This window comes from Maridesulfovibrio pacificus (SeqCode), from assembly GCF_048612815.1.
GTDB lineage: Bacteria > Desulfobacterota > Desulfovibrionia > Desulfovibrionales > Desulfovibrionaceae > Maridesulfovibrio > Maridesulfovibrio pacificus.
The window spans coordinates 2,831,598-2,851,716 of record NZ_JBLZNE010000001.1 but is presented as its reverse complement, the minus strand read 5'-3'; the positions used below and the strand labels follow the sequence as shown (position 1 = coordinate 2,851,716).

Below are 20,119 nucleotides of genomic sequence, written 5' to 3'. Positions count from 1 at the left end.
GAAGTAGAATATTAAAAAACTTTCTACTTTTTTAGACGTCTGAAGTGCAACATATAATAACTTGCCGAATTTAGTATGGTTTAACCAAATGCTTATGAATTTAGTAATTGAGTTTGGTTTCTATATGTCTGGCTGTTGCCTTTTGTTGCAATCTAAAAAATATGTTTGCGTTACTTTTTTTTGAGAGTTGATGTATAAAAAATATGTAGAATTTATTTTTGTGAGGCAAAGTAGGTTTTTGTCTTGATACGTGTGGGTTTAAATAGATCAATTTCGAATAGATAGAGAGGAAGCTATGCCTAAAAAGGATATTGCTGAGTTTCTGGAAGAGATTGGGGGAATGGACGTTGAATCCCTTATGAATAGTGTCTGCCGGCATCATTTGTCGTATTTAGGGCGTGATTATGGACGGACCGAACTGTTTTCGCTTTATCAGGCTCTTGCATACACCTTGCGTGACCGGCTTGTAGGAAACTGGATTAAAACTCAGCGTTCTTACTACAGTCAGCGGGCAAAAAGTGTTTATTATCTTTCTTTGGAGTTCTTGACCGGAAAGTCGCTGGCAAGCAACACCATAAGCCTTGGTGTGGAAAAGGAAGTAACCGCGGTTTTGGAAAAATTCGGTGTCACCCTTGATGAGGCGGAAGGTGCCGAAGCTGATGCCGGACTGGGTAACGGCGGATTGGGGAGGCTCGCTTCATGTTTTCTCGATTCTATGGCCAGTCTGGGGATTCCCGGATACGGCTATGGAATCAGGTATGAATATGGAATATTCAAGCAGGCCATTGAGAACGGGGAACAGGTAGAAGCTCCGGATGACTGGCTGCATAGTGGTAATCCCTGGGAATTCAATCGTAAAGGTTTTATGTTTACTGTCCGCCTTTACGGACGCGAAGAGCAGTATACACATGAAGACGGTTCGGTGCGCCATCGCTGGGCGGACAGCGCAAAGGTCATGGCCGTGCCTGTGGATATGCTTATCCCTGGATACAGGAATGGAAATGTCATTAATATGCGCCTCTGGGAAGCACAGCCGGCGAGGCGGTTTAATTTCGATCTGTTTAATAGTGGTGACTACATCCGTTCCATGGAAGATGCGGTTCGTTCGCAGACCATTTCCAAGGTCCTTTACCCCAATGACAGGTTAAGTGAAGGTCGTGAGTTGCGCCTTGTACAGCAGTATTTTTTTGTATCGGCAACTATTCAGGATATGATGCGTCGATTCATGAAACTTAAGCTCGATTTTTCCGAACTTCCTAATCGGGCTGTAGTCCAACTCAATGAAACCCATCCAGCTATCGCTATTCCGGAACTTATGCGCATCTTGATTGATGAGCATATGCTGAACTGGGATGTGGCGTGGCGTATCTGCCGCCGTACTTTTGCATACACGAACCATACTGTCATGCCGGAGGCCCTTGAAACATGGCCGCTGGATATGATGCGCAAGGTTCTGCCCCGGCATGTTTCCATAATTTTTGAGATTAACCGCCGTTTTATGGAAGATGTGAAGAGTCGTTTCCCCGGTGACGAGGATAGACTTAAGCGTATGTCCATAGTCGAGGACAGTGATTCTCCGCAGGTTCGTATGGCGTGGCTGGCCGTAGTAGGCAGTTTTATTGTGAACGGGGTTTCCTCCCTGCATGGAGAATTAATAAGGAAGAATATCTTTCAGGATTTTGTGGAAATGTACCCAGGTCGTTTCACCTCGGTTACAAATGGAATTACTCCGCGTAGATGGTTGCGTCAGTGCAATCAGCCTTTATCTGATCTTATCACTGAAAAGATAGGTGAAGAATGGGTTACTGATCTTGCTCAGTTGCGCAAGCTTGAGCCTCTGGCAGACGATCCTGAGTTTCAGGATCGCTGGTATAAATGCAAACTCAAGGAAAAAAAGCGGTTGGTGGAATATGCTCGCAGTGAATACGGGCTCTATCTGCCTGCGGACTGGATGTATGATGTTCATGTTAAACGTATTCATGAGTACAAGAGGCAATTGCTCAATGTGCTCCATGCCGTGACTCTCTATTGCCGTCTGAAGAAAGATCCCAATAGTGTTACCGTTCCGCGTTTGAAGATTTTTGCAGGAAAGGCTGCTCCGGGCTATTTCATTGCCAAGCGTATCATCAGGCTGATCAACTCCGTGGGAGCGGTGGTGAACTCCGATTCTTCCGTAAACCATAAGTTGCGCATCGCCTTTATGCCCAACTACCGGGTCTCGCAGGCTGAGCGGATTATTCCGGCCACCGACCTTTCGGAACAGATCTCTCTTGCTGGTACCGAGGCATCGGGAACCGGAAATATGAAGTTTGCCCTGAACGGTGCCTTGACCATCGGAACCCTTGATGGAGCCAATATTGAGATAATGGAAGAGGTCGGCCGTGAGCATATGTTTATATTCGGGATGGATGCCGATGAAGTGGCCGCTCGCAGACATAACGGCTATAATCCATCAGAAATAGCTTCGACGGATCAGGAATTGGCCGAGGCCCTGCATTACATTGGTGACGGTACTTTTTCAGAAGGGGACCGGGAATTGTTCAGGCCGATTCTTGATACTTTATTTAACGGCGGTGATCAGTATATGGTCCTTGCCGATTACCGCAGTTACATGGATGCGCAGGACCGGGTTGATGAATTGTGGCTGGATTGTAAGAAATGGCTGCGCAGTTCAATTCTAAACACAGCCGGATCAGGTCATTTTTCCAGTGACCGGGCTATTATGGACTATTCCCGAAACATTTGGGGAGTGCGGCCTATGAAAATGGACAAATAGTTTTATTCTTTTTGCGAACAATTAACATGTCCGTCTGGCTCCATTGGAGGCAGGCGGATATGTTTTTGTGTCAGCCTATGTAGTTAGCGGGATGAGGGCGTCTTTGCCTTAAACTGGAAATTCTCTTATATTATCGCCTCAGAAATGATAACAAAAATGGATTACAGATAATGAAAATGAAATTTCGTCCTTTTACAGCCCTGTTACTGGTCCTTATGTTGCTGGTAGGCGTCTGCGCAGCTCTTTTCCATATGGGCTTTTTCGATGCTTTTTTTGCTGAAAAAGTGGAAGTGAGCCGGCAGCAGGAAGGTGAAGGCCCTGTTGTGCGTCGCGAGGTAACAAAGATGGTTTTACCTCTCGATTCCGCAAACTCGACAGCGCCTGACGTAGCAGAAGATTTGAATGAAGCGGATATCAGTGGACAGGAATCTTCTGTTACCCAGTCGTCACCTGTGATGGAGAAGAAAGAGGAAGCTGTCTCCGTTGCTGAAAAGCCTGTTGAAATAACTAAGGCTCCAGAACCTAAGGTCCTTGAATCAAAGGCTGCGGAACAGAAAAAAGAGACCCAAAAGCCGTCTAAGGCTTCTGTTTCTAAAAGGATAGTCTCAAAAGTGAGTTTCTCCTGTGAATCTTCCAAAGCTTCTGTCGATGTTGCTCTTTCTGCTGCTCCCGGAAAAGTCAGCTGGTTTAATCTTGCAAAGCCGCGCCGGCTGGTTCTTGATATTCACGGTAAATGGCAGAATAAAGCTAAGTCACTTTACCGATTGAAAGACTGCCCTGTTCAGAAGATTATACTTGGCGAACATCCGGATAAAATCCGTGTAGTTGTTTACCTAGATGAGAAAGTTGCTCCCGCGAAGATAAAGCCGGTAGTACGCAAGCATGCTAAGGGACTGTCCTTTGATTTGGGATTCTGATTTTTAGACTTTTTTTGATTTTGCAAACGCCTTGTAAAAGTTTTTTTACAAGGCGTTTTTGTTTTATTTGTCGATAAGTATTTGTATTTTAATGGTTTTTGTTGTTCATGTTTTGCGTAACATAAACGTAACAGCCGAGTCATTGCTCTGTAACCCGTGCCGGATAGTTAGTTTGTGTCAGCTAAGGCTGGTTGACCACTATTTGGTGAGTATCAAGTAAGATCAGGGATCGGTTGAGCCTGATCCGATTTTATTTTTATATAATTATGGAGACAATGTAATGGGGCAAGCTGTTAAGATCGCTTCTAAGAATTTGGATTTTTATTATGGGGACTTCAAGGCTCTTGAAGATATTTCCATGGATTTTGAGGAAAACAGGGTTACCGCGCTTATCGGACCTTCCGGTTGCGGTAAAAGTACTTTTCTGCGCTGCCTGAACAGGATGAACGACCTTATCCCCGGAACCCGTGTTGACGGTGACCTGACTCTGGATGAGGAAAATATTTATGCTCAGGGACTTGATGTGGTTACCCTGAGAAGGCGTGTGGGCATGGTTTTTCAGAAGCCAAACCCTTTTCCTAAATCCATATTTGAGAACGTTGCTTACGGCCTGCGTGTTAATGGCATTCAGGATAAGGAATTTATTGCTCACAAGGTGGAAGACAGTCTCAAGGGCGGAGCGCTATGGGATGAAGTTAAAGACCGCCTGCATTCCTCTGCCCTCGGGCTCTCCGGTGGTCAGCAGCAGCGTCTTTGTATTGCCCGTGCTCTGGCTGTTGAGCCTGAAGTCCTGCTTATGGATGAGCCGGCATCTGCTCTCGATCCTATAGCAACCCAGAAGATTGAGGACCTGATTCACGAGCTCAAAAAGAATTTCACCATCATCATTGTGACTCATTCCATGCAACAGGCAGCCCGTGTTTCCGACCAGACAGCATTTTTCTATATGGGGCGTCTCATTGAAACAGGCAAAACTGAAACCATGTTCACCAAGCCAAAGAATAAGCAGACGGAAGATTATATCACCGGTCGTTTTGGTTAAGTCTATTTTGAATTATAGTTGAGGTCCGGTTAATGGACTGCTGAGGAGTGTTTTTTTATGGAGCAACGTGCTCATTTTATAAAAAAAATGGATGATTTGAAGGTTCAGGTTCTGAGAATGTCCAGTATGGCTGAGACCGCCATGCATAATTCCGTAAAGGCTTTGGCTGAGTGCAATGCTGAGCTTGCTGAAGATGTCATCATGAATGACATCAAGATTAACGAACTTGAATGTGAGCTTGATGAACACAATCTGAGCCTGCTGGCCCTGGACCAGCCTATGGCGAGAGACCTGCGCTTTATTGTCGGAGCTATGCGCATCAGCAGCAACCTCGAGCGCATCGGTGATCAAGCTGTGAACCTTGCCCACCGAGCAGTGTTTTTGAGCACCCGCCCGCCGTTGCCTTTCAATCAGCAGCTTGATCAGATCTGCACTGTAGCTTCAGATATGGTCAGCAAAGCGGTGAAGGCATTTGCAGATGAAGACCATGAGTTGGCGGCTCAGGTCTGCGGCATGGACAACCAAGCTGATGCCCTTAATGTCAGAATTCTCAAGGGACTCATCGAGAATATGGTTTCCGAGACAAGGATTGTTGAGCGCGGAGTGCATTTGATCATGGCTGCCAGCCATCTTGAGCGTATTGCGGATCAGGCAACCAATATTGCCGAGTCAGTAATTTTCATTACCAAGGGTGTAAATATCAAGCACCAATGTAAGGGCTAGTTAGTAGTTTATACATATCCCCTCTCTTTTAAAGTGGGGGGATATGTTATTTTAGGGAGAACTAACTAATAACGAGGTGCTCTGAGCAGGGCTTGATTTCTTGTTTTCCAAGAAGACAGGGCTAAATAGTAATTACTAATTTCGTCGTGAGTCTGAAATTTTCGAGGTGCTCTACCGTCGAGTCTGGCTATGAAGTATCCACGATCCGGTGCATAATTTATTTTTCCCTTCCAAGAAACCAATGCCGATCCTCGCGGCCTAATTCCAATTCCGTTAAGAAAGGCAGGAAGTCTTTTTTGAAATTGTTTTTTTATTTCATTCCAATCAACTAGTTCTACGTCGTTTCCGTAACGAACTTTTACACTTTCCATAAAATTAGAAGGGGAAAGGTATTTCTCATGGCTGAGAAAATAAACATAATCCCCTTTGGCGATGTTTCTACGGGGCAGTGATAGTCTAATCTTTTGGCGTGACTTTAGTCTGATATCAACTTTTGTTGTGGCGTTCGCAGCAATGTTAATTGTTTTGGTCTGAGGCGCGAATGACTCCAGGGTTAGTTTAAGTAAATGTTCGCCTTGCGGTTGTTTGGGAATGGTTAAAGGCGTTTTGCCCATTGCTTTGCCATCAAGAAGTATATTAGCGCCTTGTGGAGTGCTATCTACATAAATATTGCCTAGGTTATACTGCATTTTAGCGAGTATTTCCTTTGTCTCACTTCCTGCAAGATTAAAATTTTCAGCGTATACAGTATAATCCTTGAGTTGTAGTTTAAGGCTGTGTTCTCCTGATTTGATATTTGTGAGGTTGAGGGGGGTGGAGCCGACCAATCGACCATCAAGCTCTATGGTTGCACCGGGTGGATAACTAGCAATATTTACATAGCCGTATTGTGAGACCAAAGTTGCAGAAATTGTCTTTTGAGCACTTTCTACACCATCTATTTCAGCTCTGAATTCTTTGTAGCCTTTTTTGCGTATTACCAGTTTATGCTTACCCGAATCCATCTCATCATAAGTTAATGGAGTTTTGCCTATGGGCAGGTCGTCAAGCAGGACTTCCGCGCCGGCAGGCGATGACTCAATTGAGATAGAATGGGATGAGGTGCCGAGTACAAAAAGAATTACAATTGCAAGAGTCGCAGCTATCCCCGTTCCTGCAAGAGCGAATTTGTTTTTTTTGTAGTTACCCCATTTTATTTTTGAAGATTGAGTAGTGTCTGTACACATGTGTTTTCCTTTTCAGATAGGGCGTTGGTAGTGTTCAGTCGTTATAGGAGATTGCGCGTAAAGCATTAGCAGCTTGATCTCCTCCTTCTCCGCTTGCAGCCAGTTGATACGCATCAACACCATTTTGGGATTTCATGCTGCAGTCAGCCCCATATTTGATAAGTTCTTTCGCAATTTCTATCCTGTTGAAGTATGCGGCAAGGTGAATCGGGCTGTAGCCGGCGTCATCCTGGTCTTTGATTGACGCACCATGTTCAATCAATAAGGGAATGAAGGCTCTGTCCGCTTTGCATGAGGCAATAATGATAGGAGATTGCATCTGGTTATCTCGCACATTAACATCAGCGCCTTTCGAAATAAGAAGTCGGGCAATATCAATGTAGCCGTTTTTTACGGCTTGATGTAGCGATGTCTCTTGCTTGGCGTTAGCAATATTGGGGTCTGCTCCTTTAAATAGCAGCAAGGAAACCGTGTCGGTAACCCCTTCTTTGCTGGCAAGGCTGAGAGGGGTCTCTCCATGGTTGTCTTGAATATTAATAGAAGCACTGGCTTCTGATAGGGTCTTGGCTATGACAGGAGAGGCAGCCATATGGATGGCTGTACGGCCATTTTTATCGCGGGCGTTAACCTTTACCCCCGCGGCGATTATTATTTTGATTATTTCAAAAGAACTGCCCTGTCTTGCTGCATAGTGAAGTGGTGTCTCTCCAGTTATCGTTGAAACTAAAGCTGGATTTGAAGAAATAATGTTTTGTATTTGAAATAAATCTTCCGCCTTAATTGCTTCTTTGCACTCGGTAAATGGGGACTGAGCGAAGGTGTTCGTAGGAACAACAATTGCCAGAATCAGTGCTATAAGTAGAAGATGATTTTTTAGAAAAATGTTAATTGCCAATTTGAACCTCCAGATTCCCACTGGAAAAACTTTTTTTCATTTTAGATGTGTTGTGGTAGCTGCTATGATTTTCCTCATCTATTTGAACGTAATTTGAGCTTATTGTACCCATAGAGAAAGCAGCAGAATTTTTATTCGCAGGTGTTGCAAAAACAACAATATATCGAAGTCCTCGTTGCATAATGGAGAAATTCCCATAGCGAGTGTTATCAAGAATTTCTTTGAGGCTGAGGTCAAATGACGAGTCTTCAATGGCTTCGGCTACTGCTGTGATAATTTTCCCCGTTCCAGTAAGTTTCAGCCGCATTTTATAGCGGTGGTATTTTTCACCATTTTTCCTGAAATTGTGCATGGAAGATTGAACAACCTTGGCGTTGAAGGCACCGTTAAGGTTTTCTCTGGAAATCGCAGGAGTAGCCACTACGATAGATAATAATAGGATGCTCATAGCAATTAACTGATGTTTACGCATGATATTTCCTGTTAATTAAAGGCTGATTGCGTCAGCGAATTATGGAATTTGTCTGCGGTGGCTTTGACTAGTTCAATGTAGAAGTCGGCATTGAGCTTAGCGTTGGCGGGCTGTATATTGTTTTCCTGCTTGAATTTACGAATGATGGCTTTGGTTCGTTTTCCGATAATGCCATCAATGGTAAGAGGTTTGTCGTAGATGTATCCGAGAAGACGCTGAACTTCTTTTGCTTTTCCGCGCTTTGTCTCATTGTTAAAGTCGTGAATCATTTTTTGGGCCATCGGGCCGCTAAGGTCATCACTGTCGTATACGGCTACCCAATAAGGAAGATCGTAATATGCCCCGACCAGCTCAACCATGCATAATTCAACCAGTAGGCGGAGAGCACTATGAACACCCTGCTTACGACTTGCCGAGGCAGTAATGTTCATTCCACTCCCGAAGACAGTAAATCCAAATCCTTCATCTTTGGTCACCTTCTGGATTTGCATTTTGTTACTGACCTGAAGCCCTGTTACATAAAGATTTTTGCGTACATCAAGCATGGTGAAATCGACAGAAATAGACGAGCGCTCGTAGTCTGACCCTCTATTGGCTCCTGCATCGGCGTCAACACTACCGAACTCACCGTATCCACTCACGTCCCCCCCTCTTGAAGCCGAAACATTTCCGGCATCAAATTCCGTGATTGCCCCATGGAGGATAAAAAGATTCTGATTGGCATAGCGGTTCAGGGCTTGATCGGAATAAGGAATCATAACGATTTTATCGCCGCTCATCCTGTTAATTGAGCTTTCAACCATCATTGTGATAACGCTGGGAATTTTGCCCGCAGCAGCAGTTTGGTTTTCAATAGGCTCGACTGCGATATAGATTTTCTTCTTATTATATAGAGAAAGAAGATCTTTCATGTTGCCCAGAGCATCGCTGTATTGGGTTACATTTTTATATGGTGTCTCTTTACCTGTAGCCTCATCAACTTCCTTGCCCCAATTTAGCGCAAAGGCTCTGGTCCCTTTTGCTCCAAGGCACCCCTGAAGGAGCGAAAGTGATGATATAAGAAGAAAACAAACGATAGTGGAAACTGTTTTATTGGACATAACTCTTTTCAATTCTGACTTTGTTGTTAATAGTAGAACCCCTAGCTATTCCTTTAGCTTTGACTCCTGTAGTGACCCCAACCCCAAGATTCGTTGTAGATTTCTTGATAACAACAGTATTTTCAACACTTTTAGACGTGATTTTTTTGTCAGTTTTATATCCAATATTTACAGAATTATTCTTCTTGCGAAGATATTTTGGAGTATTGGATGCTGCCTTTATTCCTGAAACTATTTTGTCGCTAAACCTTGATCTTCTACTGCTGGAAGAATCAACATGTGAATTAACAATGGTTATTTCTCGTTTGACCTTATTTTTACGTCCAGTGTTTTTATTTTCCAATACTTCTTTGGTTGTTTTGTCTTTAACACGTTTACCATTTTCATAAATCCGACCATTTATGATGTCGACATACTGAGCATCAGAGTTAGGATTAGTCTTTGCAACAGAGCGTTTGAAATCATAAGCTCCAGCATTTGAAACGTGCATTAATATTGTGACCAAGAAAGTGCATAACAACAATTTCATAGTATAATCCATGTCTATGGCCGACCCTTTATGCGGGCCAGCCAGTTGTTGCAGTTTCGTTAATTTCCCAATTCAATACCAGAGTTGCCGACACTGAGCCCTTGTTTAATGTTGACGTCATTTTTGATTTTAGAGTTTTTGATGCTGACAGTCTTACCTGACGCTTTGATACCGGAGTTACCAATGCTTGCGCCTTGTTCAATGTTGACTTTGTTGGAAAGTTCAGAGTTTTTGACTTCAACTTTTTGAGAACCTTCATCCTTGCCCATAACTGCTTTTGCAACTTCACCAGCAACTTTAGCTGCAGCGTCAATGGCAGAGGCTTGTGCACCTGTAGCGAGCCCCAGGACAAAAACGAGGCAAAGCAGCAGCTTGATAGTCCTTTTCATAATATCTCCTTAAATAAAGTTTTGTTGATATTCATTTAGCGATAAGTTATTGTAGGGTCAATAGATTTTTTGTAATTGTTTAGGTGGTTCTCTTGGGTCGCCAAAGGGTGTGTGCTTACTTTTGTGAGAGGTCTGCTTATACTCAGGAGGGACATTCTGCCGCAGCCCAATTGAATGAGGTTTACATAAGTCCTTTTTTAGGATAGAAGCAGTTCTCTTAATCTCAGTAGGGTTTAATCCCCGCTGGGAATTGTCCCTGAACGGGCATGAGGGATTGAAGTGTGGCCCGCTTGGGTCAACGGACAATCTGGGCATCGGCTGCCTCGGAACGCGTGAGCAGATTGATTCCAATGCACTTATCCCATAATATATATGCCGAAATTTTGTCCGAGGACACCGTTGTTGGAGGTAACCCATGGAAAACAATGAAAACATGAACGCCGAAATGGAAATGGATATGGACTTCGAGGCTGCTCTTGAAGACTATCTTAATGCCGATTTCGGAAATCTGGACGAAGGAAGCATCGTTTCCGGTGAAGTAGTTAAAGTCGACAAGGACTTCGTTCTTATCGACGTTAACTTCAAGTCTGAAGGCCAGATTGCAGTATCTGAATTTCTGGATGCTGACGGTGAAGTAACTGTTGCAGTTGGTGACAAAGTAGACGTTTTTGTTGCAAACAAAAACGAAAATGAAGGCACCATTCACCTTTCCCGTGACAAAGCCAAACGCATGCAGCTCTTCGACAAACTCGAAGAAGTGCAGGAAAAAGAAGGCGTTGTCGAAGGCAGAATCATCCGCCGCATCAAAGGTGGTTACACCGTTGATCTCGGTGGCGTTGAAGCATTCCTGCCCGGTTCTCACGTCGATCTGCGCCCCGTTCCCGATATGGACGCTCTCGTGGATCAGACTTACGAATTCAAGATCCTCAAAATCAACCGTCGTCGCAGCAACGTTATCGTTTCCCGCCGCGTTCTTCTCGAAGAACAGCGCAACGAAATGCGTTCCCAGCTGCTTGAAACTCTTGAAGAAGAGCAGACCGTTAAAGGTAAAGTCAAGAACATCACCGAATACGGTGTATTCATTGACCTCGGCGGTCTCGACGGACTTCTGCATATCACAGACATGTCCTGGAAGCGCATCAAGCATCCTAAGGAAATGGTCGCACTCGGTGATGAGCTTGAACTGAAAGTTCTGAACTTCGATAAAGAAGGCCAGAAAGTTTCTCTCGGTCTCAAACAGCTCGTTCCCGATCCGTGGGAAGATATCTCCGGCAAATACCCCGAAGGTGCTAAGTACACCGGTAAGGTTACCAACCTCGCTGACTACGGTGCATTCGTTGAGTTGGAAGCTGGCGTTGAAGGTCTGGTTCACATTTCTGAAATGTCCTGGACCCGCAAGCTGCGTCACCCCTCCCAGATGGTACGCGTTGGCGATGAAGTCGACGTAGTTGTTCTGGGTGTTGACCCCGACAAGAAGCGCATCTCCCTCGGTATGAAACAGGTTAAGCCTAACCCCTGGGATGTTGTTGCTGAGAAATTCCCCGAAGGTACTATCCTTGAAGGCCAGATCAAAAACATCACCGAATTCGGTGTGTTCATCGGCATCGAAGACGGCATTGACGGCCTGATTCACGTTTCCGATATCTCCTGGACCCGCAAGGTTCGCCATCCTTCAGAAGTATACGCTGTGGGTGACTCCGTACAGGCTAAAGTCCTCACTGTTGATAAAGAAAACGAGAAGTTCACCCTCGGTGTTAAACAGCTTTCCGAAGACCCTTGGTCTCAGGTACCTACTAAGTACCCCGTTGGCTGCACCCTCGAAGGTCTCGTTACCAACATCACCGACTTCGGCCTCTTCGTAGAAGTTGAAGAAGGTATTGAAGGTCTGGTTCACGTTTCTGAAATCTCTCACAAGAAGATCAAGAATCCTTCCGAGATGTTTAAAGAAGGCGTTACCATCCAGGCTAAAGTCATCCACGTATCTGCTGATGAGCGTCGCCTCGGCCTCTCCATCAAGCAGCTCAAGGAAGACACTGAAAAACGTCAGCCCAAAGAATTCCGTTCCGGTCCTGCCGACAGCGGTAACACTCTGGGCGAACTGCTGAAGCAGAAACTTGCTGACGCAGCTGATGCAGCTGCAGCAGAGACTGAGGATGAAGAATCCTAAGAAAGGTTTCTCTGTCAGACATCCGTTTCTATTCGGTTTCAGTCTGCTATTAATGGCTGTGGCTCTCCTATGGGGAGCCGCAGCCTTTTTTCATGGAAAAGTGGACTTGTTCAGTGCCGGGAAGATCGGGGTGGTTAATGTACAGGGAACCATAACCAATTCATTGCCTACGGTAAAATTTCTGCGTGATCTGCGCCGGGATGATTCTGTGAAGGGTGTTCTGCTGCGGGTTAATTCCCCGGGCGGTACTATTGCTCCTTCTCAGGAGCTCTACCATGCCGTTAAACGGCTTGCCGAGGTTAAACCTATTGTTGCCTCATTCGGCACAGTTGCGGCTTCCGGCGGGTACTACGCTGCGGCTCCGGCAACCAAGATTATGGCCAGCTCCGGTTCTATAACCGGCTCCATCGGAGTTAAGGCCGAATACGCCAATTTCCACCAGCTTATGGAGAAGATCGGAGTCAAACCGGTCATTATCACCAGCGGTAAGATGAAGGCTGCCGGTTCCCCTTTTGCTGAGTTGACTCCGGAACAGCGTGAATATCTGACCGCGTTGATTATGGATATGCATAATCAGTTTGTGGACGATGTCGCTTCTGCTCGCAAGCTGGACCGTGAACAGGTCGAGAAAATTGCTGATGGGCGTGCCATCACCGGACGTGAAGCCAAGGAACTCGGATTAGTTGATCGCATCGGCGGTTTTGAAGATTCTGTGACAGTTCTCAAGGCTCTTTGCAACATTGAAGGTGATGTAAAGGTCATAGAAGGTCCGGAAGAGGAAAAGCCGTTGCTTAAGGAAATTCTGGGGTATTTGGGAATTGTCCCTGAAGGTTCCGCTACCGGGGACGGGCTGATCTTTTCATATTAATTACATAGGGCAGCAGAATTCATGAAGTGCACTTTTCTGGGCGTAGGCTCCGCATTTGACGCAAAGCAGACCAATGTTTCTGTTTTGGTGAATGCTGAAGGACAAAACATTTTGCTCGATTGCGGCTTCAATGCCGGTCATAAGTGCATACGGGCGCTCCAAGACCCATCCCTGCTTGATGCGGTCTGGATTTCCCATTTTCATGGTGATCATTTTTTCGGGCTGCCCTTTATTTTTGGTTCCTGCTTTACGGCTGGGCGTTCAAAAGAAATCCATATTTGCGGTCCGCAGGGGATTGAGGGTAAGGTTGTTCAGCTTATAGACTTGGCCTATCCCTCCATGCGGGCGAAGCTTGGGTTCGATGTTGTCTTCCATGAATTTTGTCCCGGGGAAGAGGACTGTGCTGCTGGTTTCAATCTGCGAACCTGCGCTATGGATCATTCTGAGTCCGCTCAGGGATTGCGGTTAGAGTGTGCCGGTAAAGCGGTCTTTTACAGTGGCGACGGAAGTCTGACTGAAGATTGCCGGAATATTGGGCGAAATGTTGATCTTGGAATACTCGAATCCTATGGATTGGATGAATCTGTCAAAGGTCATTCCAGCGTTGCTGAATGTATTGAGTTTGCTTATTCAGCAGGAATGGGAAAAGTAGCTCTTGTGCACTTGGAGCCTTTCGTGCGAACCTATTGTAGTATAGATATTATGGATATGATCGCATCGGTTGATGAGTGTAAAATGTATGTGCCTAAAGAAGGGTGTTGTGTCGAACTTTAATGAGTTCGACCGTATTATTGCATCGCAGTGAGGCTAAAGTGGCAACAAAATATGATAAGATAGTACGCGAATTTTATGAAGAACAGGCTGGTTTTACTGTTCTGCTCAGTGATGAACCTTCGTTCTACAAACTGTTGCGCGGCACCCTGCATAAAATTCTGGCTATCCGCCGGGATTGTCTGGCCTATTATCAGGAACAGGCTCCGTGTTTATCTGAGATCAAGGATAAGATCGGAGCTAAACAGCCCGTGCTCGTTTTTGTGGAAAGGCTGGTCAGAGGTAAGCCTACTGCTGATTTTATTCTGAACATCCGCAGGTTGTTTCCTGAAATCAAGGTAGTGGTCCTTACTGATGAAACCAGTCAGGAAGAGCTCATTTTTCTCCATGAACTCGGGGCAAACAACATAATCACCAAGCCTGTTTCCGTGGACAGTCTGGTCCAGAAGCTGGCCTTTACTATCAAGCCGCAAGGTAAGCTTGCTCAATTGGTTGAAGCCGGGAAGACCTTTCTGCGTAAAGGGGAATTGGATAAAGTCTTGGTGGTCAGTGCAAAGATCCTGGAAATTAAGCCTGACAGTCCTGCTGCTTTGATGTTGCAGGGTGACGCACAGTCCGGCATGGGCCAGCGTGAAGAGGCCCTGAAATCATATTTGCAGGCCCATGAGCAGTCCAAGGTCTTCATGGAGCCGATTAAGAAGCTGGCCGAGTTCTATAAGGGTAATGACAACGATCAGTATCTGCATTATTTGAAAAAGCTTGATTCCATCAGTCCCCTTAATACAGAGCGTAAGTGCGAGATCGGACGGGTTCATCTTGAGAGAGAAGAGCTAGAAGAGGCTGAAGTATATTTCGATGATGCTGTTAAGTGTGCAGTAAAGGAAGCTCATAATTATTTGTCACAGGTAATGAGCGGAATTGCTGAATCTCTTTTTGAGGTAGCACCGGATAAAGCCGAGAAATATTATTCCAAGCTGTTGAAAGTTAAGTCTTCAAGTTTGAGTGCTGACGATTTGGAAACATACAACAAGCTTGGCATTGCCCTGCGTAAACAGGGAAAATGGCAGCAGGCTGTGGAAAACTATCAGTCTGCGCTTAAAGTTGCTCCGAATGAGCCGGGACTTTTTTATAATATCGGCCTGGCCTATAGTGATGGTAAAGAATATGCCAAGTGTGCAAAGTATTTTAAGCGGGCGGTGCGCTCTGATGGAATGATCCATAAAACCGCGGTGTCCGTGGCTCGAAACATTGCCGGAATTTTTCTCAAGGTCGGTATGAATGACGAAGCCCGTGTTGTCCTTGGGGAAGCTCTTACTGAATTCCCGGACGATGACAAGTTGAAGACTCTACTTAAAAAGAGTGAACCGCCGCAGGGCTAGTCTGACTCTTCAGTTATTATCAGGAAAGTTCATGTATTTTTTAATCGCACTTGTCTTTGGGTTTCTCATCTTTATGATTCTTTATGGTCGCTATATGAATGTTAGCGGAAATATAGGTCAACGAAGAATTCAAATTGATAATTTACGTGATGAAGTTGAGTTCAAGGTCGGCAGGTTAAAAAAGGGCACAGCCCAGATTAACCGGGAAATTGCAGATGCCACCAGAAGTCTTGATGACCTGAAGAGCAGTTTGAATGATGCAAGGAGCAAAAAATGATTCTGATGTTGGGTATATGCGCAGCGATTATGCTCTCTGCACTGATCGTAAACAGGATGATTACCAGCTGGCATAAAGATACAATTAAAGCTTTCAAGGTTGAAGAGGCTAGTTTACGAAGCCGTCACGAAAGGGCCATGGCGGAGCAGAAGAAAGCTTTGATTAAGTTGCGCAGGGTCAAGAATCAGATAACCACCTATGAGAATATGGTTGGGGATGCGCAGATGAAAGGCGGCGAACAGAATTTAAATGGATAAAAGTTAAGCGCCCTATCTTTTTTTGAAGATAGGGCGCATTTTTATTAAGAGGAAAAATCAAAGTCTCCGCTGTTTATATCGCTGGTGTTAGTGAAGTCCGCAATGAGCGTGTTTCCATCTGTGGCATCACCGTTTGAGTCATACCAGAGTTGGTGGTTGGTTGTGTCATACACAAAACAGGCGCTGTTATCGCTGAATTCAGAACTTTCTCCACTGACGTAGGTTGAAACCTTGTGCAATTCGGCCGAGTTGCTAAACTCCTCGGAATTGAACCATAATTTGTCTTCACCACTCGTAAAGTTGTCTATGGTATCCCCGCCTTCGGATAGGGAAGTGTAAATTAATTTTGCGGATTCCCCGCCGAACAGATTGATAGTGTCCGCTCCTTGGCCGCCCATTATGGTGGAGGAGCCGATCGAACTTGCAGTGATGGTGTCCGAATAGTTGGACCCGATAACACCCTCAATATTTTTAAAGGTGTCATTCCCGCCGCCTAATGTGACCGTGCAAAGATTTCCTGATCCTTCTGCATTGTTGCTGAGATCAATCGTTATACCTGTCCCAAGTCCTGCAAAGCTGATAAAGTCTGTACCGCCTCCACCGTTAATATTATCGGTGCCGGTGCCGCCTTCAAATGTTTCTGAAGCATCGGAGCCAGTGAAGAAATCATCGCACGTAGACCCTATAAAATGATCAATTCCCGTGAAGGTATCGGTTAATGTCGTTCCACTGTCTTCGTAGACAGCAGTTCCATTACCGCTTCCGATATCAGCTACTATTGTCACGGCATCGCCTTGGCCGCTGTAATCGAGGGTATCAATACCGTCGCCGCCGTCTATAGAGTCATTGCCCAGTCCTGCAATAATGTGGTCGTCGCCTCCCCCTGCAGTGAAAGTGTCGTCTCCTTCTCCACCGATCATGGTTTCGCCGTTGTCACTGCCGTTGAAGGTGTCGGCTAAGTGTGTACCTTGGAAAATTTCAAAATTACTGAATTGGTCCGTACCGTCATGATGCACTACCGACCCATCGGAATCGTTTATGTTAAAAGTTACACCGTAGCTTGAAGCTGCATAAGTGAGGAGGTCGGTACCTTCCGCTCCATCCAGTATATTTCCCCCGGCTCCGGTCATGATATCATTACCTGATGATCCGAGTACATTTTCAATGCTGGAGAGCATAACCTTGTTTATAGTCACATCTGAATTGCTGGAGTCCTTAATATAAACATGGTCACTACCCATTTCAGCAACAACGTAATATTGGCTGGAAAGATCATCGAACTGGACCCAGTCTGAACCTCCGCCTCCGGTCACTGATTCATAGGTGGAGGAAGTTCCTATATTAAAATTATCGTTCGAGCCTACTTTAAAGTAGTTGGCGTTATCGTCTCCCGTAAGGTTATCGGTATATCCGGAACCGATTATACCTTCGATATTTTTGATAATATCAGCACCTATTCCAGTGCCGATTGTGACTTCGTTGGCACCTTCCAAAGTAACAGTCATGCCTGAACTTGCATTGGCAAAGGACACGAAGTCCTTTGTGCCGCCCTGACCGTCAAGACGGTTAACTCCCGCACCGCCTATCAAGGTGTCGTTGCCTGCTCCGGCGTAAACGATGTCATCTCCATCGCCTCCGGAAAAAGTTTCATCATTACTGCTGCCGTTGAAGGTGTCTGACTGCTCGGAACCAATGAAGGATTCTACGCCGCTAAAAACGTCTTTCCCGCCGGATTGCGTAACTGTGGTATTGCCAGTTTCCTGAACAGTAACTGACACTGCGGTACTGGAATTAGCAAAGGAAATGGTGTCGATGCCTTCTCCGCCTATGAACAGGTTGGTGCCTTCACCACCATTGAAGGTGTCGTTCCCTTTGCCGCCTACAAAGGTGTCTCCGTCTACATCGCCTATGAATTCATCGTTTCCGTCAGAACCTATGTAGGTGCTGAAGCCATCAAGAAAGTCGCTATAAGTGTTGCCGCCTATAGTGTGGGAGGTCGTATCACTAAGCACAATACTTACCTGTGTGTGGTCGGCATAGGAAACTGTGTCTGCACCGGAACTTCCATCTGAACTTCCGCCGTAAAGGGCGTTGTTTCCTGCTCCCCCGCTGACGACATCATCGCCGTCACCACCGTAGATGGTATCGGCTCCACTACCACCGGAGATTGAGTCTGCTCCTGCGCCACCGTAGATTTGGTCATTACCTGCGCCGCCTGCCAGAACGTCGTCGCCGCTGTTTCCGTAAATTATGTCGTTACCTTCATTTCCATCGAAGGTGTCAGCTGCATCACTGCCGGTGAAGGTGTCATGGGTTCCACTACCGAATATTTTTTCGATACTAGTGAATGTGTCTTCAGGATCAGATGCACCGATTGTTTTGGCTGTCCCGGTACCAGAAGCAGAAAGGGTAATATCTATGCCGTAATCACTTCCGGCGGTAATGTAGTCATAGCTCAGGGAGTCTGTGCCTTCGCCGCCATCAATACTGTCTTCGCCTTTACCTCCGGAGATGAAGTCATTGCCCTCTCCGCCCAGCAAAGTATTGGCTTCATCCGAGCCGATAATTCTGTCAGCTTGACTGGAACCTTGCACGTTTTCAATGTTGGAAAGCTTAATCTTACTTTTTACTGTTGAGCCATCTTTGAGTTCGGCATAGGTGGAACTTGTGTGGTCGAGCGTTATGTTCACGCCGTAGTCAATATTTTCGAATTGAATCCAGTCACTTCCGTCACCACCATCGATGGATTCCATGTTGCTGCCGTCATAATCAGAATTGATCAGGGGGTTGAACCTATTGACCCCTTCATCACCTACGAGTGTATCGGCATAATTGGTCCCGATCACACCTTCAATATTGACCAGCACATCCTGTGTGTTGGCGTCGTCATCAGTTATAACAGTGACTTCGCCGGCGTCATTTTTGTTGCTGAGGTCTACGGTGACTCCATGCTCCAGCCCGTCAAATGATGCGAAATCTGTTTCATGGTCTTCGCCTGACCCGCCATCAAGGTAGTTGTTTCCAGACCCGCCGTTGAGCATGTCTTCGCCCGCGCCGCCGTACATGGAGTCATTTCCGGCACCGCCGAAAAGTTCATCATCCCCGGCTTCGCCGTAGAGGGTATCGTTGCCGCCTTCACCATAAATAGTGTCTTGGGAAGAGCTACCGGTAATAGTTTCATTCGCAGCAGTTCCTTTGATCAGCCCGCTGCCGTGTATGTCGTGCGGGTTTGATCCAGAGTCTCCTGAATTGTCGGAGTCGTCGGATTGTTCGGTGGTCTCTTGTTCTTCAATAGGATCAAGAAGAACTGGTTCAGGCTTAGGTTCATGTCGAGGTATAGGCTGAGGTTCGGGCACAATGATCTGTTTAGGCCCTTGATGATCATTGTCTTTCGGTTGTGGATCGATCGGCGGCACTAAGAGTTTTTCTCCGCCGTCAACTTCTCCACCGGGCAGAACTCCACCCGGTCCGAGTAGGTCTCCGCCACCGGGATTTACATCTCCGGGAAGTTCTTCTTTGGGGCCGTCCTGCTGTTCGCCCTGTTGCTGCTCGTCGTTCTGCTGATCATCGCTTTGTTCATCGACCTGATCATCCTCTTTCTGGTCGTCATCCTGCTGCTCGCGGATTTCCTGTTCCTGCCTGATGTTCTGGGAGGCTATATTACGGAAATTGTCCCGTTCCTGAGCGGAGAGAGAACGGACTGGGCTGAGTAGTCCGGAACTGCCTACGTCGACCATCTGGCCGGAGAAAAGCTGGCGTATATCTCCTGTTGCTTTACTTTGCAGGAGCATGGCTTTACCGGCATGAATTTCTTCAACTCCGTGTTTTTCGCCGTCACCGGTAACTTCGCTGAGAATGATGGTACCACGGATACCGATTGTTGCCAGCGGTGAGCCCAGCTTGAAACGATCCGGGTTCTGTTCGGCTATTTTACCTGTAACTGTACGGAAGGTTCCTTCTGCAATATCACCCAGAAAACTGGATTCCCCGCCGTCAGGATCATAGACGTAGTCATCAAGGGCAATGCGGGAGTTCGAACCCTGTGAGATCAGGGTGTCATCAACAAAACGTACCTCAACATTACCGTTTCCTCCGGTGACCAGTTCTTCGCCCTGAAAGATAGGGCTTCCCGGTTCAAGGATACGTGTTCCGGAAGCGGTTTGAGCGTATGCTTCACCGGACAGACCGGTGACAACTCCGATTTCATGAGGATTGATTTGTTCAACAGGCATTGGGCTCTTTGTTGTTTATGTATTATTTGTGAAAATTGATTTATTTTATATATTAGTAAAAGCAAGAATTTGTATTTTTAAAATAAAAATGCAACACGA

The 20,119-nt window shown here is 45.9% G+C and carries 17 protein-coding genes; 10 read left to right on the top strand and 7 right to left on the bottom strand.

The genetic code is table 11. The features are described from left to right. The first annotated feature begins 295 nt into the window (after positions 1-295). The 4 genes from ACNI23_RS13235 (at position 296) to phoU (ending at position 5,458) form a co-directional block, all read left to right on the top strand. On the top strand, positions 296-2,776 hold the full coding sequence (locus ACNI23_RS13235; protein ID WP_420249334.1) for a glycogen/starch/alpha-glucan phosphorylase: 2,481 nt from the start codon (positions 296-298) through the stop codon (positions 2,774-2,776). A 170-nt stretch (positions 2,777-2,946) separates the two neighbouring features. Beyond that, positions 2,947-3,693: an AMIN domain-containing protein gene (locus tag ACNI23_RS13230; RefSeq protein ID WP_420249333.1), complete on the top strand. Its 747-nt coding sequence runs from the start codon at positions 2,947-2,949 to the stop codon at positions 3,691-3,693. Between the two features lie 280 nt (positions 3,694-3,973). Then, a complete protein-coding gene (gene pstB / locus ACNI23_RS13225) occupies positions 3,974-4,735 on the top strand; it encodes a phosphate ABC transporter ATP-binding protein PstB (RefSeq protein WP_015853257.1) in 762 nt (253 codons plus the stop codon). Between the two features lie 57 nt (positions 4,736-4,792). Next, positions 4,793-5,458 (top strand): phosphate signaling complex protein PhoU, encoded by a 666-nt coding sequence (phoU, locus tag ACNI23_RS13220; protein WP_420249331.1) that lies wholly within the window; start codon positions 4,793-4,795, stop codon positions 5,456-5,458. Between the two features lie 65 nt (positions 5,459-5,523). Here phoU and ACNI23_RS13215 read toward each other — a convergent pair whose 3' ends face one another. Genes ACNI23_RS13215 through ACNI23_RS13190 form a run of 6 tightly spaced genes read right to left on the bottom strand, consistent with a single transcriptional unit; the run spans position 5,524 to position 10,069 of the window. Further along, entirely contained in the window at positions 5,524-6,684 is a 1,161-nt protein-coding gene (locus ACNI23_RS13215) for a PEGA domain-containing protein (protein WP_420249330.1), read from the bottom strand. A 34-nt stretch (positions 6,685-6,718) separates the two neighbouring features. After that, positions 6,719-7,579 (bottom strand): ankyrin repeat domain-containing protein, encoded by an 861-nt coding sequence (locus ACNI23_RS13210; protein ID WP_420249328.1) that lies wholly within the window; start codon positions 7,577-7,579, stop codon positions 6,719-6,721. Continuing rightward, a complete protein-coding gene (locus tag ACNI23_RS13205) occupies positions 7,569-8,051 on the bottom strand; it encodes a hypothetical protein (RefSeq protein ID WP_420249326.1) in 483 nt (160 codons plus the stop codon). Before ACNI23_RS13205 ends, ACNI23_RS13210 begins: the two co-directional genes overlap by 11 nt. 11 nt (positions 8,052-8,062) lie before the next feature. Next, positions 8,063-9,151 (bottom strand): peptidoglycan-binding domain-containing protein, encoded by a 1,089-nt coding sequence (locus tag ACNI23_RS13200; RefSeq protein WP_420249324.1) that lies wholly within the window; start codon positions 9,149-9,151, stop codon positions 8,063-8,065. After that, positions 9,141-9,680, bottom strand: coding sequence for a hypothetical protein (locus ACNI23_RS13195; RefSeq protein ID WP_420249323.1), 540 nt, complete (start codon positions 9,678-9,680; stop codon positions 9,141-9,143). Before ACNI23_RS13195 ends, ACNI23_RS13200 begins: the two co-directional genes overlap by 11 nt. 59 nt (positions 9,681-9,739) lie before the next feature. Beyond that, entirely contained in the window at positions 9,740-10,069 is a 330-nt protein-coding gene (locus ACNI23_RS13190; protein WP_420249321.1) for a hypothetical protein, read from the bottom strand. A 415-nt stretch (positions 10,070-10,484) separates the two neighbouring features. Here ACNI23_RS13190 and ACNI23_RS13185 point away from each other — a divergent pair, with 415 nt between their 5' ends. The 6 genes from ACNI23_RS13185 to ACNI23_RS13160 are packed head-to-tail and all read left to right on the top strand — an operon-like array spanning position 10,485 to position 15,788. Beyond that, positions 10,485-12,236: a 30S ribosomal protein S1 gene (locus ACNI23_RS13185; protein WP_420249319.1), complete on the top strand. Its 1,752-nt coding sequence runs from the start codon at positions 10,485-10,487 to the stop codon at positions 12,234-12,236. Beyond that, on the top strand, positions 12,223-13,104 hold the full coding sequence (sppA, locus tag ACNI23_RS13180; protein ID WP_420249318.1) for a signal peptide peptidase SppA: 882 nt from the start codon (positions 12,223-12,225) through the stop codon (positions 13,102-13,104). Before ACNI23_RS13185 ends, sppA begins: the two co-directional genes overlap by 14 nt. 21 nt (positions 13,105-13,125) lie before the next feature. After that, a complete protein-coding gene (locus ACNI23_RS13175; protein WP_420249316.1) occupies positions 13,126-13,878 on the top strand; it encodes an MBL fold metallo-hydrolase in 753 nt (250 codons plus the stop codon). Further along, the gene (locus ACNI23_RS13170; protein ID WP_420249315.1) at positions 13,878-15,254 is read left to right on the top strand and encodes a tetratricopeptide repeat protein; all 1,377 of its coding nucleotides are present in this window, start codon (positions 13,878-13,880) and stop codon (positions 15,252-15,254) included. Before ACNI23_RS13175 ends, ACNI23_RS13170 begins: the two co-directional genes overlap by 1 nt. Positions 15,255-15,285: 31 nt before the next feature. Beyond that, on the top strand, positions 15,286-15,531 hold the full coding sequence (locus ACNI23_RS13165) for a hypothetical protein (RefSeq protein WP_420249313.1): 246 nt from the start codon (positions 15,286-15,288) through the stop codon (positions 15,529-15,531). Further along, entirely contained in the window at positions 15,528-15,788 is a 261-nt protein-coding gene (locus ACNI23_RS13160) for a hypothetical protein (protein ID WP_420249311.1), read from the top strand. Before ACNI23_RS13165 ends, ACNI23_RS13160 begins: the two co-directional genes overlap by 4 nt. Positions 15,789-15,832: 44 nt before the next feature. On the opposite strand, the gene ACNI23_RS13155 is transcribed toward ACNI23_RS13160, so the two are convergent. After that, positions 15,833-20,020, bottom strand: a complete 4,188-nt coding sequence (locus tag ACNI23_RS13155) for a FecR domain-containing protein (protein ID WP_420249309.1) — start codon at positions 20,018-20,020, stop codon at positions 15,833-15,835. Positions 20,021-20,119 lie beyond the last annotated feature (99 nt).

Bases quoted from the DNA above. Each gene is read 5' to 3' on its own strand.
- pstB (WP_015853257.1), top strand. From the start codon at position 3,974: ATGGGGCAAGCTGTTAAGATCGCTTCTAAGAATTTGGATTTTTATTAT.
- ACNI23_RS13190 (WP_420249321.1), bottom strand. From the start codon at position 10,069: ATGAAAAGGACTATCAAGCTGCTGCTTTGCCTCGTTTTTGTCCTGGGG.
- ACNI23_RS13215 (WP_420249330.1), bottom strand. From the start codon at position 6,684: ATGTGTACAGACACTACTCAATCTTCAAAAATAAAATGGGGTAACTAC.
- ACNI23_RS13235 (WP_420249334.1), top strand. From the start codon at position 296: ATGCCTAAAAAGGATATTGCTGAGTTTCTGGAAGAGATTGGGGGAATG.
- ACNI23_RS13160 (WP_420249311.1), top strand. From the start codon at position 15,528: ATGATTCTGATGTTGGGTATATGCGCAGCGATTATGCTCTCTGCACTG.
- phoU (WP_420249331.1), top strand. From the start codon at position 4,793: ATGGAGCAACGTGCTCATTTTATAAAAAAAATGGATGATTTGAAGGTT.
- ACNI23_RS13205 (WP_420249326.1), bottom strand. From the start codon at position 8,051: ATGCGTAAACATCAGTTAATTGCTATGAGCATCCTATTATTATCTATC.
- ACNI23_RS13170 (WP_420249315.1), top strand. From the start codon at position 13,878: ATGAGTTCGACCGTATTATTGCATCGCAGTGAGGCTAAAGTGGCAACA.
- ACNI23_RS13185 (WP_420249319.1), top strand. From the start codon at position 10,485: ATGGAAAACAATGAAAACATGAACGCCGAAATGGAAATGGATATGGAC.
- ACNI23_RS13230 (WP_420249333.1), top strand. From the start codon at position 2,947: ATGAAAATGAAATTTCGTCCTTTTACAGCCCTGTTACTGGTCCTTATG.
- ACNI23_RS13155 (WP_420249309.1), bottom strand. From the start codon at position 20,020: ATGCCTGTTGAACAAATCAATCCTCATGAAATCGGAGTTGTCACCGGT.
- ACNI23_RS13175 (WP_420249316.1), top strand. From the start codon at position 13,126: ATGAAGTGCACTTTTCTGGGCGTAGGCTCCGCATTTGACGCAAAGCAG.
- ACNI23_RS13165 (WP_420249313.1), top strand. From the start codon at position 15,286: ATGTATTTTTTAATCGCACTTGTCTTTGGGTTTCTCATCTTTATGATT.
- ACNI23_RS13200 (WP_420249324.1), bottom strand. From the start codon at position 9,151: ATGTCCAATAAAACAGTTTCCACTATCGTTTGTTTTCTTCTTATATCA.
- ACNI23_RS13195 (WP_420249323.1), bottom strand. From the start codon at position 9,680: ATGAAATTGTTGTTATGCACTTTCTTGGTCACAATATTAATGCACGTT.
- sppA (WP_420249318.1), top strand. From the start codon at position 12,223: ATGAAGAATCCTAAGAAAGGTTTCTCTGTCAGACATCCGTTTCTATTC.